This is a genomic window from Mesorhizobium sp. WSM4817, assembly GCF_055811135.1.
Genome location: NZ_JBVVQQ010000002.1, coordinates 453853 through 468734 on the forward strand (window position 1 = coordinate 453853; position 14882 = coordinate 468734).

Here is a 14882-nt window from a genome sequence, read left to right on the forward strand (position 1 = left end):
TGCCGGAAGGATGAAAAGACGCTTCTGCCTGCCTGCTTACAGGTTTTCGGGCATGGACTCCGCAAAGCGCTTGCACCGTCCCTACGCCAGTATGAACTGGATCAGGTTCAACGGGTCACTGCGCCGCGAAAGCCAGCAGTATCTCAGCCCCTTGCCGGGACCCCCCTGGTGAATGGGTCAAATTGAGCGGGCGATCGCCATTTTGTCAAGCGCATTCGGCCCATCAATCGGCAACGCTTGCTGGGCGCGCGCGGACGAACTATTGAGCCTGCGTTAGCCATTTGGGCTGCGGCACGGCCTGCAGCAGGCTTTGCGTATAGTCGTGGCGAGGCGCCCCGAACAGCGCCGCGGTTTGGCCTTCCTCGACAATCCTTCCGTCTTTCATGACCATGATCCGGTCGGCGAAATGGCGCACGATCGGCAGGTCGTGGGTGATGAAGATATAGGAGAGGCCGAGCCTCGTCCTGAGGTCGGCCAGAAGGTCGATCACCTGCGCCTGGATAGAGACGTCGAGCGCCGAAACCGCCTCGTCGCAGACGATCAGTTCCGGCTCGCTGGCAAGCGCGCGCGCAATGGCGATGCGCTGCCGCTGGCCGCCGGAAAACTGATGCGGGTAGCGCTCGGCGTGCTCCGGCAGCAGCCCCACCAGTTCCAGGAGCTCTGCCACGCGAGCCTTCCACCTGTCCTTCGGCAGGATATCGCGGTGGATCACCCAGGGCTCGGAAATGATCGAATAAACGCGCATGCGCGGATTCATCGATCCGTATGGGTCCTGGAAGACCATCTGGACCTTGCGCCGAAACGCCATGAGGCGCTTTCCATTCATGTCGAAGATGTTCTCACCGGCAAAGACCGCGCTGCCGGCGCTTGGCGCGTTCAGCCCCAACAGCATGCGCGCGACGCTCGATTTGCCGGAGCCGGACTCGCCGACGATGCCGAGCGTTTCTCCTCTCCTGACCTCGAAGCTTATGTCGTCCACCGCCTTGAACGTCCGCTTGCTGCTAAAAGCTCCGGAAGCAAGCTCATAGTGCTTGGTGAGATGTTCCACCTTGAGCAGCGTCTCGCCGGCGATCGCCGTCGAACGCCTGTTCGGCGCCTCCGCTGCGTTGCCGTGGGGCAGGGCGGCGATGAGGCGGCGCGTATAGGGGTGCTGCGGATTGCTGAAGACCTCCTTGGCGATGCCTGTCTCGACGACCTTGCCGCCGTTCATGACGATGATCCGGTCCGCCATGGACGCGGCGACTTCGAGGTCGTGGGTGATCATGATCAACGCCATGCCGGTTTCGCGCTGGAGATCGCGCAGCAGATCGAGGATCTGCGCTTGCACGCTGACGTCCAGGGCAGTCGTCGGCTCATCGGCGATCAGGATGTCCGGTTTCAACGCGATCGCCATGGCAATCATCACGCGCTGGCGCTGTCCGCCCGAGAACTGATGCGGATAGAAGTCGACGCGGTTTTGCGGCTCTGGAATGCCGACGCGCCGAAGCAGTTCTATCGTCTTGGCGCGTGCGCCCTTGCCGCTCTCTGCGCCGTGGCTCTCATAGACCTCCTCGATCTGGCGCCCCACCGTGTAGACCGGGTTCAAATAGGCGAGCGGATCCTGAAAGATCATCGCAATCCTGCGGCCGTTGATGCTTCGGCGCGCCTCGGCACCGAGGCCTGACAGTTCGACGCCATCGAAGAGGCAGGAGCCGGCCACGATGTCGCCTGGCGGACAGTCGATGAGATCCATCACCGTGCTGGTGCTGACGCTCTTACCCGAACCGCTTTCGCCGAGGATCACCAGCGTCTCGCCACGGCTGACGTGGAAAGAGACATCGTCGACGGCGCGTATCGGTTCATCGTCCGAAAGAAAATCGACGGTCAGACACTCCACCTTGAGAATGGTCGCGTTGCTCATCGGGCAGCTTTTCGCAATGTCTGAAGGCGCCAGCGTTGCTGCGGATCGGCGACGGTGCGCGCCCAGTTCGAGAGGATGTTGAGCGACAGCGTCGTCAGCATGATTGCAAGGCCCGGCCAGAATGCGATCCACCAGGCGGTGGCGAGATAGCCGCGGCCGTTTGCGACCATTGCGCCCCAGGTGAAGTCGGGTGGCTGAATGCCGAGGCCAAGGAAACTCAGCGCCGATTCCGACAAAATGACGGTCGCGAAATCAATGGCTGAAATCGTCACCAATGTCGGCAGGACCAGGGGGGCGATGTGCCGGATGATGATCCGGGCCGGCTTCGCGCCCATGGCTCGCGCCGCGCTGACGAACATGCGCTCGCGCAACTCCAGCACTTCCGCGCGCGCCGTTCTGAGGTAGATCGGCATGCGCGTCACGGCGAGAACGATCACCAGGTTGGTGATGCTCGGACCCAGCGTGTAGAGCACGATGAGCGCCAGCAGCAGCGAGGGAAAGCTCATGACGACATCGGCGAGGCGCAGGATGAGATGGCTGTACCAGCGCTCCGAATAGCCCGCTATCAGGCCCAGCGTTCCACCGACCAGCATCGACGCGAACACCGCCGCCGCGGCAATGCCGAATGTGTTCTGCGCGCCGACAATCAGCCTGGCCAGGATGGGCCGGCCGAGGGTGTCGGCGCCAAGGACGTAGATCCAGCCACTGGCCAGCGAGAACGGGGCAAGATTGCGCTGGCGCAGGCCCAGCCGCGAAGCGGCATCGCCCACCAGCCACGGGCCGAGGACCGCAGCGAGCACGACGATCACCAGGAAAATGGCGGCGGCGAGCGCAAGCCTGTCGCGCTTCAAATAGGCGAAAAGCACGCGGCCGCTGCCTGGAACGGCCGCCGGCTTGATGTCGGGGGTGATGATCGTCATGGCTCAGTACCGGATGCGCGGATCGAGAGCCGCGTAGAGGAGGTCGATCGCGATGTTCAGGATGAAGATGGCGGTTGCCGTCACCAGGATGGTCGACTGGACGACGGCAAAATCGCGCTGGATGATCGAATCGATCATCAACTTGCCGATGCCGGGCCAGCCGAATATCGACTCCACGACGACGGCGCCGTTGACGAGGCTGGTCGCCAGGTCGCCGGCGACCGTGACGACGGGCAGCAGCGAGTTGCGAAGCGCATGGCCGAAGATGATCTTCTGCCGCGGCAGGCCCTTGGCCCTTGCGGTCTTGATGTATGGAGAGGCAAGCGCCGACAGCATGGTTCCGCGCACGACCTGCACCAGGAGACCGAAAGGGCGAAGCATCAGCACGAAGGTCGGCATGATCCAGTGGACCCAGGTGCCGGTGCCCGATGTCGGCAAAAGCCCGAGCCCCACGGCGAAGACAAGGATGCCGACGATGGCGACCCAGAAATCCGGCGCGCTTGCGCCGGCCAGCGAGACGAGGCTGGCGATACGGTCGAAGATGCTGCCTGGCCACGCGGCCGCCAGCGAGCCGACAAGGATTGCCAAGGCGGTCGACAGCGTGATCGCGACGACGGCCAGCTTCAGCGTTTCCGGGAACGCCTCGAGCGCGACCTGCATCGCCGAGCGGTTCTGGCGCAGCGATTCACCGAAATCCAGCTGCAGCAGATCGCGCAGATATCCCAGAAACTGCCAATGGATCGGCTGATCGAGGCCGTTCAACCGCGCGAACGCGGCCCGAGCTTCTGCAGTCGAGTCCAGAGGCAGGTACAAGGCGGAAGGATCGCCGGTGAGCCGTGTCAGGAAAAAAACCAAGGTCAAAAGACCGATGACCGACAGGATGCTGTGCGACGCCCGGCGTCCAAGATAGATTATCATTTCGGATGCCCTTCGGCGGATATCGACGGAGGCAGCGGGTCAGGGGGCGCAGGGCGACGACCGCCTGGCACCCCCGTATCGCTCAGTCTTTGATGGCGATATTGGCCAGCGGTATTTCGCTGTTGGTGGTGATATCGGGCTTCCATTCCAGCCTGGTGCCAACCCGGGTATAGCCGATCATGTGGAACATCGGGATGTCCGCCACCACTTCGTTGCGGGCCTTGCCGAAGATCGCCTTGAAGCTGTTGGTGCGGGCTTCGCCGGTCGCCGCCAGTGCCTCGTCTATCTGCTTGTCGAATGCCGGATCGGCCAAGGTCGAGTAGCTGCCGCTCGATCGATAGAAGATCGGCACCGTGAAGGCCGCATCGCCCTTGTTGTTGTCATGCATCATCTGCAGAAGATTGGGGCCGCGCTCCGCCGGGAACGGCTTTTGCAGATAGCGCAGCCAGTCGGCGACATCGAGCATGGTCAGCTTCACGTTGAGGCCGGCATCCTGCCACATCGTCATCATCGCCTCCATCGCTTCGGCGCCGTTCGGATAGATGCCGTTTCGCCCGATGAGCTTGATCTCGGTGTCGACCGCGACGCCCGCCGCGCGCGCCTCTTCGATAAGCTTTTTCGCCTCTTCCGGATCATACGACCAAGGCTCGAGCGCATCGTCATGGCCGTTGATCCCGGAGACGACCATCTGCGACGCACGCTTGACGTCGTCGCCGAACAGCTGGGCAAGGCCTTCCCAGTCGATCGCCAGGTTGAGCGCCTTGCGCACGCGCAGGTCGTCGAGCGGCGGCTCGGCGGCATCGATGCGGATGGCGGTGGTTTCGGAGTTCAGGTAGGCGAAATCCGTCTCCGGATTGCTGGCGTCCTGGATGGCAATCGACGGTGTCAGGTCGGCTTCCCCGGTCTCCACCATGGCGGCTCGAATCGAGGATTCGGGTCGCCAGACATAGGTTGCCTTGGTGATCTGCGGCTTGTTGCCCCAATAGCCGTCGAACGCGTCCAGCACCACGGTCTGCGGGGAAAAGGTCGACAGCGTGAACGGGCCGGTGCCGACCGGATCGTTCACCGCCTGGTCGACCGGCGTCTTCGGCGAGACGATCATGACCACGCTCAACAGCGTCGGCATGATGGGCTCGGGCCTGTCCGACTTTATTTCGACGGTCAGCTTGTCGAGCGGCGTCAGCGTCAGTTTGGCATCGCCGAATTTCGCAATGTTGCTGCAGGTAAGCTTGCCGCTGATCATCCTGTTGATGGAGAAGACGACCGCATCCGCATTGAGTTCGGTTCCGTCCTGGAATTTGACGCCTTCGCGCAGCTTGATCCGCCAGGTGGTCGGATCCACGCTGGTCCACTCGGTCGCCAGTTTCGGCTGGGGCTGTCCGCTGTTCGGATCGATGACGGTCAACGATTCAACTACGTTTTGGCTGAGTATCTGGCCGACATTGGTGATGATGGTGCCGCAGGGCTCCAGATTGGCCGGCTGCTCCGGCAGGACGATACGGATCTCCTGCGCCGCTTCCTGTGCGACGGCCGATGGCGCGGCAGCGGTCATCATTGCGACAGCTGCAATCGTATGAATGCTTCTGTTCATGTCTCTCCTCCCTTGTTCTTCCATTTGGGATCTTCCGTTTTGGCTGTCGCACGAGACGATCCTCCTCATCCCGTGCTGCCGACAACTTGCCGATCTCGCGGCGGCTAGGCGGCGATCTTCTCGATCAGTCCGCGCAGCGCGTCTTTCTCCTGCGGCTTCAGATCCGTCAGCGGCGGCCGAAGCGGGCCGGGTGTTCGTCCGATGAGTTCGACGCCTGCCTTGATGATCGACACCGGATAACCTTGCTCGCGATCGCGCAGAGCCGCGAAGGGAAAGAAGAAGCTGTGCAGGATTTCTTCCATTGCAGCGCGATCACCTGTCCGCATCGCCCTGTAGAAGCGCTGTGCCAATTCCGGCACGAAATTGAAGACCGCGGAGGAATAAGTCGTCACGCCGGCGCCGTTGAAGCCCTCGGCAAACAGCTCATGCGTGGGCATGCCACCGATGTAGCAGAGCCGATCGCCGAGCTTTGCAGTGACGTGGCGGACAAGATCTATCTTGCCTGTGCCGTCCTTGAACCCGATGAGGTTTGGGCACGCGTCAGCAAGGCGGGCGACCGTGTCGGCATTGGCGACCGAGTTCGCACGGTTGTAGATGATGACGCCGAGGCCGGTGGACTGGCACACGGCCTTGACATGCCGAAAAATCCCCTCTTGCGGGGCCTCCATCAGATAGTGAGGCAGAAGCAGGAGACCGTCGGCTCCCGCAGCCTCGGCGCGGCGGGCGATTTCCGTGGCGAGCGCCGTGCCGTAACCGCAGCCGGCGATGATCGGCACGTCTCCCGAGGCATCCTTGGCCGCGCGGGTAACGTCGGCGACCTCTTCCGGCGACAGCGAGAAGAATTCACCGGTGCCGCCGGCCGCGAACAGGGCAGCGGCACCGAACCCCGACAGCCATTCGACATGCGCGCGATAGCTTTCGAGATTGAGGCTGAAATCCTCGTTGAAATGCGTGACCGGAAACGACAGCAGCCCTGAAGCGACACGCGACTTGATTTCATCTGGCGACAAAGGAACTCATCCCACAAATTAATATGATGTCACCTAGATTCATATGATGAGTATCCAGACGAGTCAACCGCCGGTGTTGTCCTGATTTGTCGGGCGCCGGACGGTCAGGGCGCGATAGCGCTTTATCCCGGTCACCAAATGGCGGCGCATCGCCTCACGCGCCTTTTCCGGGTCGCGGGCGAGGATCGCATCGGCGATTTCCCTGTGCTCCTGCAGAATCGGATGGTCGCGATTGGGCAAGGGGTCGACGCCGCCCATCATCGTCTTGAACTTCACCCGCGGGATCATCCGCCGGCCGACATGTTCGAGGAAGGCCTTGAACCTGGCGTTGTTGGTTGCGGCGGCGATCGCCATGTGGAACTGGAAGTCGGCATCGTCCGTGGGTTGCCCTTGCGCCATGAGGTCGGCGAACCTTTCGACCTGGGCCTCGATTTCGGCCTCTTGCGCCGGCGAACTGCGGGCGGCGGCAAGGCCGGCGGCCTCGACTTCGATGCCGATGCGCAGCTCGAGCTCTTCGATGATGTCCGAGATCTTGTTGGTTTCGTCGGTGAACAGCTTCAATCCCTCGTCGACGGGTTTCGGGCCGAGAACGAAGACGCCGGCGCCCTGCCGCGATTCCACCAGCCCATCGGCACGAAGCGCGGCAATGGCCTCCCGGACCACGGTGCGGCTGAACCCGAACCGGTCGATCAGCGCTGGTTCTGTCGGCAATTTATCGCCAGGCGCATAAAAGCCGGCTTCGATCTGGTCGCGCAGCGCATCGGCAACTTGAGAGACGAACGACCGCCGGGACGTTCGATGTTCGGCCTGCTGCATGGGTCCTCCCAACTTTGCCGGATCCTGAGGATCCATACTCCCAGTGCGGGCCAAAAGCGAGGTCATCATATGAAAATTCGTCGTCCGATGTCGAATATCTTAAGGTCATCGTATGGCTTCTGTGTTCAGCGTCGGCCATCAGATCGCCCGTCGTGCTGGGCACCGCGATCAGTGAAATCCACGCAGTGGCAGCTTTCAGGCTGCAGCCGGCAGGTGATCGCGGACCCACCTGACGATCTGTCCCGCCGTCATTGCGCCGGATGTGCGCGCAACCTCCTGCCCGCCATGGAAGAGGATCATGGTCGGGATGCCGCGGATGCCAAGCCTGGCTGCAACGGCCTGCTCATTGTCGGAATTGAGCTTGATCAGGCGAACATGCGGCTCCAGTTCGTTGGCTGCCGCTTCATAGGCCGGCGCCATCATCTTGCACGGGCCACACCATGGTGCCCAGATGTCGACGACGACGGGGAGGCTGCTTCGCGTGACCTGGCGATCGAAACTCTGTGCATCGACGTCTGCCGGGTGACCCGAGAACAGCTTGGAGCCGCACTTTCCGCATTTCGCGTCCCCGGCATCGCGTGCTGGCGGCAGGCGATTGACCCCGCCGCATTTGCCGCAAACCACCAGATTTTCCTGCGCCATGCCCATTTACCCGTCTTTATGCGCGTCGATCGTCGCCGTCACGATGCGGTCTTGAGTGGAGGATTCTGCGCAAAAGCGACCGCGTCCGAAACCTTGGCCAATTCTGCGGCGATATCGGCGAGCTTTCGATCGGCGTCGACATTGCGCCAGTTGGACGGGGTAGCCTTTCGCTGCAATTGCCGCGACAAGATATCGACTGTGGCGTCAGAAGGACCGCCACTGCGCTCGCTCACCCGCTGCCAAAGAACGAGCGGATCCGCCTCCAGCCAGAATCCGGCGAAAGCAACGTCTCTGCCGTTTGCAGCTTTCTCGATGCGGTTGCGATCGGCCGGCCGGTCAAAGACGGCATCGGCGACCACCGAACCGCCTTCGGCAAGGATCAAGTCGGCGCGCCATGCCATTTCGCGGTAGACGCGGTCCGACACATCAGGTCGATAAGCCCTGTCCGGCAGCTTCGTCTCGGCTGGCACCCCATGCAGGGCTTTGCGGATGCGGTCGCTTTCGACAATGCGTGCGCCGGGCGGCGCGCCAACATGTGCGGCGAGTGCCTCGGCAACGGCCGTCTTGCCGGAACCGCTCAAGCCGCCGATGGCGATCAGCCGAGGCGGCTTTTCCTGGAGAAGTGTTCGGGCAAGCTCGAAATAGGATCTGGCCTCGGCAAGCAGGCCGCCGGGCATGTCACCGCCTTCCTCGATCTGGGTTGCGGTGACATGCGCGCGCACCGCAGCCCGCACTGCCATGAAAAAAGGCAGGAGGATGAAGCCGTCCTCGTCGTCTGCTTCGTCGAGATAGCGGTTCATCACCAGGTTGGCGAGTTCCGGAAAGCCGCGATGCCAGAGGTCCATCAGCAGGAAAGCCAGGTCGTAAAGCACGTCGATGCTGGCGATCTGGTCGTTGAATTCGATGCAATCGAAGAGGCGGGGCTCTCCGTCGAAGAGACAGATGTTGCGCAGATGCAGGTCGCCGTGGCATCGCCGGATCTTGCCTGCCGCCTCCCGCCGGTCGAGCAACTCGCAATGACGGGCGAGGGCGGTGCGAAACATCCCGGTGAATGGCTTTATCTCGGCTTGCTCGAAAACATGGTTGGTGGCAAAGCCGGCTTCGTTGATGGCGAGCACGCCTGCCAGGTTCGAGGATCCGCTGCCCTTGTGGACCTCCGGCGCGCCGCGATGATAGCGCACGATCATGCGCGCGACATCCGTCATCAGCGCAGGCGTCAGTTCGCCACCGACTGCCATTCCGTCGAGCAGCTTCGACTGATCGAAGCGGACCATTTCGATCGCCGCATCGACCAGTTTGCCGCTTCCGTCGAAGGCCAGCTCGCCGCCGGCCTCGCGGGTGACGCGCCGCACCCCCAGATAGAGGCCGGGGGCAGTCCTGGAGTTGAGATCGACCTCCTTCTCGCAAGCGGCGAGCCGCAGCGCCGGGGTCGAGAAGTCGACATAGGGCAGCTTGACCGCTCGCTTGATCTTGTAGGCGCGCTGGCCAACCAGGAATATCCGCGAGATATGGGTCTCGATCGCCTCGACCGGTCCGCTCTCGCCATATGCGGCAGGGTCCATCAACATCGCGGCCACGGATTGCTGATCCTCGACGATCATCGGATGCCTCTTTGTTTTGTACCCAACCTGGGGAAGCCAGCGAGCGTGGTCGCTGAAATTCCACGCCATCAGGCCCTTGCTGCCACAGCGCCTGGATATAACCAGCCAGGTCACGAATGCGTTCCGTGATGCTGCTGCTCCGGTGTTCGGGGCGTATTCTTGGCGTCCTCCAGCGGCCTGAAACCTGTTGGCGTCGGCACGTGGGCATGTTGATACGGATCAAATGATGACCGGCGGCGTTCTTGACTCAGCGCTAGCAGCGCGCCGAGCCGTCTCGCTGTTGTTGCAACGACGATTGGGCTTTGGGGCAAAATCGGGAGCAGCCGCCATGGCTTTCAGGACGATACTTGCCGTTACGGGACCGCGCGAGGGAGACGGTGATCTCAAGCCTGCCGCCGACCTGTGCAACGAGATCGGCGCCTATTTTGCTGTTCTGGTCGTTGCCGTAGCTGCGCCGCCACCAGTCGGGGAGTATGCCGCGGTCGTTTCAGAAGCCTGGCTCGACGAGCGTCGGGCCGTCGAGGATCTGTTGAAGAAGCGGACTGCTGACCTGTCGGCTTTTCTCGCCGGCAGCGTGCTTTCGGCCGATGTCTCCAGCGAATATCCGGAAGCCGGCTGGGCCGACGACACCATCGGCCGCCGTGCCCGCTATGCCGACATTACGGTCATTGGACCGGAGCTGCTCGCCAACGAAACGCTGAAAAGCAAAGCGATCGAAGGCGCATTGTTTTCTTCGGGAAAGCCCTTGCTGCTAATCCCCGCGGGGGCGCAGCCGACCCTGAAGCCGAAACGCGTGCTGATTGCATGGGACGCCCGTCTGGAGGCATCGCGTGCCGTCCGCGAATCCCTCGGCCTGCTGCCAGGCGCCGATGAGGTGCACCTCGTCATGGTCGATCCGGTGGAGGACGAGTACCGCCACGGGGCCGAACCCGGAGCCGACGTCGCCGCCTATCTCGCGCGGCATGGCGTGAATGTCACAGTCGACCGGCTGCCCAGCCTGGACCATTCAGTCGTCGACGTGCTTCGCCGGCACGCGCTCGACATCGCCGCCGACCTGATGGTGATGGGCGCTTACGGTCATTCCCGGTTGCGCGAGCGCATCTTCGGTGGCGTCACCGTCTCGATGCTTGAAGACCCGTCGATGCCGATCCTTATGGCGCGTTAGCCGCCGGCGCCCGTCATTGGCATCCCTTTTAAGTCCCAAGGGACACTGTAGCCGCCCATCTAGCCGTCTCATCGGTATCGGCGGAGCCGCGAATCTGTGGTAAGCCGCCGCTCAACCAACCAAAGGACGACACCTGTGAGCGAACCGACCGTGGCCGAGGCGACCGAAAGTATCTATGCCTCCCTCCGGGCGGACAATGCCGACATCGACGCGCATATCGCGACGCTTAAGGCGGCGATGACACGAGAAGGGATAAAACAGGCGGTGTTCGATCCGACCAGGCTTGCGCAGAACAACCGTTCGGGCCGCAAGCTGATGCAGGCTTATTTTCGGCAGCGCGGCGTGAGCGTGAGGTTTTCGGCCTCGTAGGGCGCACGCTGAGGCGCCACGGCCCGCCGGCAACCATTGTGGTCCAGGATCCGCCGGGGGGCTCAGGCAAGTCCGCTTTTGGCTTCTACCTTCTGTAGCCCGACTTTTGGCTTCCGACCCGCCCGACGTCAAAGTATGTGGGAAATCGGCCGCCAAATGGTCAATTCAATCACTTGCGCCGGCTGCCGAGTACATCGGTGACCGATTCGCCGCCTCTGGCCTACGGATTTGACCGGCTCGATCGCATGAATCTGCCGCTTTAAGCGCTTCAGCGCGGTAAGCCTTGTCTAACGATCCGATCCGTCGAACCGACGCGAAGAACCGTGGATAGTCGCCCGAACACAAATCGAGCAAGCGGAGAAACGTCGCCACCTGATCGCCGTAGACGGAAGTCGCCGCGAGCTTCGCGTTGTTAATCGGAGCATTGAACCAGACATCGTATCCCCGGTATCCACGCCAGCGACTGTCGCGCATCTCTCGGTAGCGCATCCGCAGCCGTTCGATCGCGGCCATCTTCGCGGCCCGCTTCTGCTCAGAGGTAGCGCTGCCGTCATAGACATGGCTTAGCTCGTCCCGGGTCTGCGACACCAGCGCAAGAAATTGAGCTCTGCGCCTCCGGTCGGCTTTGTAACGGCGCAACTCGGCGGTATCACCAGCCGCGCGCAGCCATTTTCTCACGCCGGTTGTTTCGACGGCGACAGCGAACGCCTCGTTGAATGCGGAATCGTCCTTCACATAGACGCGTTGGTGGGCCAACTCGTGGAAAACTAGCCCTGCAAGATACGTTTCATCTTGGCTGAGCATCGTGCTTAGCAGCGGGTCACTTGACCAGCCAAGCGTGGAATATGCAGTGATGCCCGTCACATAGACGTCCAGGCCCTGTCTCTGAAGTTCGACAGCGGTTTCAATCGCAGACCTTTTGGAGAAGTATCCTCGGTACGGAACGCATCCGAACACCGGAAAGCACCATGTTCGTGGCGTCAGCGAGAATTCCGGCGCGGCGAAGATGGCCCATGTCACCGCGTCCCGACCAACGTTGACATAGCTGCGGTAGCTATCGTTGTCCGGCAGCGCTAGTTCATCTATCGCAAACTGTCGGATGGCGCTCGCCGATTCCATTCGAGCGCGCAATGTCCCAGGGATCGAAGGATCGTCGATCAGCTCTTCGACATCCTGGCGCGCCGCCATGATCTCCACGTGACCCTTCAAGGATTGTGCATAGTAGGAAATGCTCGTGCAACCTGCCAGGCCGGACATCACGATCGTCGCAGCAACCGAACGAAAAAATGCACGCATCACGGTTGCCCACGGCATTTGCTCACACGTCCGGATAGGGCAAACGTCGCAACTACGCCCGGTCCCAAACAGTGGCTCCAATTTGGTTGATGTCCTGGGATGAGGTTTAGGTTAGACGTTCGTCTTCGGCAAGATTGTCACAATGTGGTCATTCGCTGCCAAATTGCCGAATGTCCGCTATAAGCCGGACACGGCGGCATGCGAACTATCCGCCTAGGGGGTCTTTCTCTCCTGAAGCTTCCGGTCGCATCCGGCCCAACGCTGTTGGTCCGCAATGCGCCCAATCTCGGCCGTTGAGGTCAGCTTTGCAGCTTCCCGAAAGCCGCCGTCTCAAGCGACCACGCTGACGGCGCGGGTGCGCCAACTACGGACATCGCCAAGCCACCACTCGGACGTTTTGCGGGCCGACGGCAGACCGTCAAAGCGACCTTCAGGGGGGCTACACGCATCGTCGTGACCTGACCCAACGGTGACATTCATTGTCCGCGTTGCGAATGGCAGCTCTGCGCCTCCTCACAGTCGTTCCGCCCGATGGCAGAGGCAACCGAAAGCTGACGCGCTGTTCAGAAATCTATTTCTGGGTTACGGCAAAACGAACCACAAGAGCCCATCGACTAGACCGGTCGAACGGCTTCAGCCCAAGACATTCCAAACCAGACGGCCGAGTCCGGCTCCTTGCTCCAACTAATCAGGGCGTCGAGCTGACGGATTGGGGAGGCAATCCGATAGCGACGATATCGTCCATCGCTTCATCGATGATGCTCGCAATGTTCCGGACAACTGCCTCAAAGTCAGGCTCGCCGGCGCATCCGCCAAAAAAGACAAATGTGGCACGTCGTGGACGCAGGTCGGCCTGATGCAACAATTGGACAAGGCGACGTCCGATGATTGGATCATTGCCGTGTCGATCATAGGTTCGCTGATAGGCATGCCATAGTGAGGGCAAATCCCGGTGGCTCGGGCCAGAGCCGCAGCCCATCATAGTCGTCATCTGACAATATCACCCGTCCGCCCGGTCGCACTGCGCCGGCCATGTTGCGAACAAGCAGCAACGGGTCAGGTAGGTGCTCGAGAACGAACCGCGCATGAGCAACGTCGAACTGTCCAAGCTCGTTGTCGGTAAGAAGTGGAGCAAGCACGTCACCCTGCCTCATCTCCAGAAATGCCAAATCCCCATCGGCGTCAGCCTGTCGTAGCGCCTCCGCTATCTGCTCCGGGCTTCGCTCCAAAGCCAAGACCGGAACACCGGTGGCCCGCGCCATCATTCTCGAAAACTGCCCTAGCCCAGCACCGAAATCGACGACCCGCTCGCCAACAACCAGCTGTGCAGGGTCGAGAGATCGTTGATGATTAAGACGCTTGTTTAAAGCCGTCAGCCGTTGCTGCTCGGCTTCACTTGATCCATGCGTATAATGCGATGACGACATTCACTGCCCCCAGATCGAATGACGATGTCAGCTTCGCAAAGGTCGGACGGCGTCAAGATCAGCGGCTGTGAATTGAACCGTGGCGACCCCTCCGCCCGGCACATCAATTATCGCTTTGCTACCAATGGCAGTCATTTCTGTCGTCCAGTCCATTCACCAAAAGCGGACGTGGCTACTGCAGCTGCGCAGGCACCCCTTGCGCCATGTGGACCTCCCGCCGTAGCACCTTGCTGGTGCTGTCGCGCTGGGAGTCTTCGCAAGACACTCCGATGCAGAATGGTTTGCGATTGCAGCGCCGCTCGTACGCTTCCGCTTGACGGCCGCAGGATTGCGACGGTCCGGCTTAAGCCGTTTAGGGTCAGCCTATAGCACGCGGCCGGTGCTCGGCAGGCCGCGCCGGCCTATGCGGTGCCCAGATCACTCCGGCGTGGCCGCGAACGGCAAGATATTCTGATTGAGGCGGAACAGGTTGGAGGGATCGAGCCGAGTTTTCAAGTGTCTGAGCCGATCATACTTGATGGCTCCATAGGCACCCGAAGCAATGGCAGTATCGGATTGCTCGTTGACATAGTTGGCGGCTATGGACCGATCGGCCACGCGCCCTGCTGCGAACCTGCCCCATTCGATGCAACGCTCGTCGTCTGCCGGATCGTCCCATACGGGCTCCGCAATCCAGTAATAACCAGCCTGCCTTCCGGAATAAGCGGTGTCTCCTTCCGGCACGTCCGCAACGGCGCCTCCAAGCTGCGTTATGTAGAACTCGCAATCCTTGGTTGGTGCCGAGGCAATCTGCTGCAGCATGGCATCCACTACGTCCCCGGTGATATCCGACCAGAAACCACCTTTCGCGTAATACCGGCGTGACCAGGCGAAATGAGCGTCGTTACGACTTTGCAGGTGAAGAAACGGCATGGCGCCCATTTCTCCTTCACCCATACCTGCAAGGTCGCCGAAGGGCGAGAGCATCTGATCCGCCCGCCTGCTGTCGCCCACCCACACCGCAGTCACGCTCAAGCCTCCTCGCGTGAGAGTAAAAGCGACGGAGAATTCTCGCGGGCGTTGTCGAGCCAAATCGCCGAGGCCGGTGATTGCGCGTTGCGCGTCGGCCATCGGGTACGTCCAATGGCCGACAGCCACCCGGCCAAGCTGGTGCAGCCGGAACCTGAAGCGGGTTATGACACCGAAATTCCCACCGCCACCGCGAATGCCCCAAAAAAGCTCCGGATC

13 protein-coding genes and 1 riboswitch are annotated in these 14882 nt (G+C 61.6%); of the genes, 2 read left to right on the forward strand and 11 right to left on the reverse strand.

Annotated elements, in window-relative coordinates; translation table 11 throughout:
- Positions 1-60 precede the first annotated feature (60 nt).
- Positions 61-177: riboswitch (TPP riboswitch) on the reverse strand.
- Positions 178-259: 82 nt separating this feature from the next.
- The 8 genes from AC0L2K_RS04800 to AC0L2K_RS04835 all read right to left on the reverse strand — a co-directional run bounded on the left by AC0L2K_RS04800 (position 260) and on the right by AC0L2K_RS04835 (position 9398).
- Entirely contained in the window at positions 260-1900 is a 1641-nt protein-coding gene (locus tag AC0L2K_RS04800; RefSeq protein ID WP_473530751.1) for an ABC transporter ATP-binding protein, read from the reverse strand.
- A complete protein-coding gene (locus tag AC0L2K_RS04805) occupies positions 1897-2820 on the reverse strand; it encodes an ABC transporter permease (RefSeq protein WP_128168007.1) in 924 nt (307 codons plus the stop codon). Before AC0L2K_RS04805 ends, AC0L2K_RS04800 begins: the two co-directional genes overlap by 4 nt.
- A 3-nt stretch (positions 2821-2823) precedes the next feature.
- A complete protein-coding gene (locus AC0L2K_RS04810; RefSeq protein WP_473530752.1) occupies positions 2824-3738 on the reverse strand; it encodes an ABC transporter permease in 915 nt (304 codons plus the stop codon).
- Positions 3739-3820: 82 nt separating this feature from the next.
- Entirely contained in the window at positions 3821-5329 is a 1509-nt protein-coding gene (locus tag AC0L2K_RS04815; protein WP_128247490.1) for an ABC transporter substrate-binding protein, read from the reverse strand.
- Positions 5330-5433: 104 nt separating this feature from the next.
- Positions 5434-6339: a 5-dehydro-4-deoxyglucarate dehydratase gene (gene kdgD, locus AC0L2K_RS04820; protein WP_473530753.1), complete on the reverse strand. Its 906-nt coding sequence runs from the start codon at positions 6337-6339 to the stop codon at positions 5434-5436.
- A 63-nt stretch (positions 6340-6402) separates the two neighbouring features.
- The gene (locus AC0L2K_RS04825) at positions 6403-7155 is read right to left on the reverse strand and encodes a FadR/GntR family transcriptional regulator (RefSeq protein ID WP_128247489.1); all 753 of its coding nucleotides are present in this window, start codon (positions 7153-7155) and stop codon (positions 6403-6405) included.
- A 195-nt stretch (positions 7156-7350) separates the two neighbouring features.
- Complete coding sequence (gene trxC / locus AC0L2K_RS04830; RefSeq protein WP_473530754.1) at positions 7351-7797, reverse strand: thioredoxin TrxC; 447 nt, start codon at positions 7795-7797, stop codon at positions 7351-7353.
- Between the two features lie 38 nt (positions 7798-7835).
- Positions 7836-9398: a bifunctional aminoglycoside phosphotransferase/ATP-binding protein gene (locus tag AC0L2K_RS04835; RefSeq protein WP_473530755.1), complete on the reverse strand. Its 1563-nt coding sequence runs from the start codon at positions 9396-9398 to the stop codon at positions 7836-7838.
- Positions 9399-9726: 328 nt separating this feature from the next.
- Between AC0L2K_RS04835 and AC0L2K_RS04840 the strand changes: the two genes are divergently transcribed.
- Both AC0L2K_RS04840 and AC0L2K_RS04845 read left to right on the forward strand, forming a co-directional pair.
- Complete coding sequence (locus tag AC0L2K_RS04840; protein WP_473530756.1) at positions 9727-10563, forward strand: universal stress protein; 837 nt, start codon at positions 9727-9729, stop codon at positions 10561-10563.
- 135 nt (positions 10564-10698) lie between these two features.
- Positions 10699-10932: a hypothetical protein gene (locus AC0L2K_RS04845; RefSeq protein ID WP_023801385.1), complete on the forward strand. Its 234-nt coding sequence runs from the start codon at positions 10699-10701 to the stop codon at positions 10930-10932.
- Positions 10933-11097: 165 nt separating this feature from the next.
- Here AC0L2K_RS04845 and AC0L2K_RS04850 read toward each other — a convergent pair whose 3' ends face one another.
- The 3 genes from AC0L2K_RS04850 to AC0L2K_RS04860 form a co-directional block, all read right to left on the reverse strand.
- Positions 11098-12246, reverse strand: coding sequence for an aminopeptidase (locus AC0L2K_RS04850; RefSeq protein WP_473530757.1), 1149 nt, complete (start codon positions 12244-12246; stop codon positions 11098-11100).
- Positions 12247-13136: 890 nt separating this feature from the next.
- Positions 13137-13655, reverse strand: a complete 519-nt coding sequence (locus AC0L2K_RS04855; protein ID WP_473530758.1) for a class I SAM-dependent methyltransferase — start codon at positions 13653-13655, stop codon at positions 13137-13139.
- Between the two features lie 417 nt (positions 13656-14072).
- The gene (locus AC0L2K_RS04860) at positions 14073-14765 is read right to left on the reverse strand and encodes a BBE domain-containing protein (RefSeq protein WP_473530759.1); all 693 of its coding nucleotides are present in this window, start codon (positions 14763-14765) and stop codon (positions 14073-14075) included.
- Positions 14766-14882 lie beyond the last annotated feature (117 nt).

What these genes read in the sequence shown, in the direction of transcription:
- trxC (WP_473530754.1), bottom strand. Translation starts at nt 7,797, where the DNA reads ATGGCGCAGGAAAATCTGGTGGTTTGCGGCAAATGCGGCGGGGTCAAT.
- AC0L2K_RS04810 (WP_473530752.1), bottom strand. Translation starts at nt 3,738, where the DNA reads ATGATAATCTATCTTGGACGCCGGGCGTCGCACAGCATCCTGTCGGTC.
- AC0L2K_RS04860 (WP_473530759.1), bottom strand. Translation starts at nt 14,765, where the DNA reads ATGGCCGACGCGCAACGCGCAATCACCGGCCTCGGCGATTTGGCTCGA.
- AC0L2K_RS04805 (WP_128168007.1), bottom strand. Translation starts at nt 2,820, where the DNA reads ATGACGATCATCACCCCCGACATCAAGCCGGCGGCCGTTCCAGGCAGC.
- AC0L2K_RS04840 (WP_473530756.1), top strand. Translation starts at nt 9,727, where the DNA reads ATGGCTTTCAGGACGATACTTGCCGTTACGGGACCGCGCGAGGGAGAC.
- AC0L2K_RS04855 (WP_473530758.1), bottom strand. Translation starts at nt 13,655, where the DNA reads ATGTCGTCATCGCATTATACGCATGGATCAAGTGAAGCCGAGCAGCAA.
- AC0L2K_RS04825 (WP_128247489.1), bottom strand. Translation starts at nt 7,155, where the DNA reads ATGCAGCAGGCCGAACATCGAACGTCCCGGCGGTCGTTCGTCTCTCAA.
- AC0L2K_RS04835 (WP_473530755.1), bottom strand. Translation starts at nt 9,398, where the DNA reads ATGATCGTCGAGGATCAGCAATCCGTGGCCGCGATGTTGATGGACCCT.
- AC0L2K_RS04850 (WP_473530757.1), bottom strand. Translation starts at nt 12,246, where the DNA reads ATGCCGTGGGCAACCGTGATGCGTGCATTTTTTCGTTCGGTTGCTGCG.
- AC0L2K_RS04800 (WP_473530751.1), bottom strand. Translation starts at nt 1,900, where the DNA reads ATGAGCAACGCGACCATTCTCAAGGTGGAGTGTCTGACCGTCGATTTT.
- AC0L2K_RS04815 (WP_128247490.1), bottom strand. Translation starts at nt 5,329, where the DNA reads ATGAACAGAAGCATTCATACGATTGCAGCTGTCGCAATGATGACCGCT.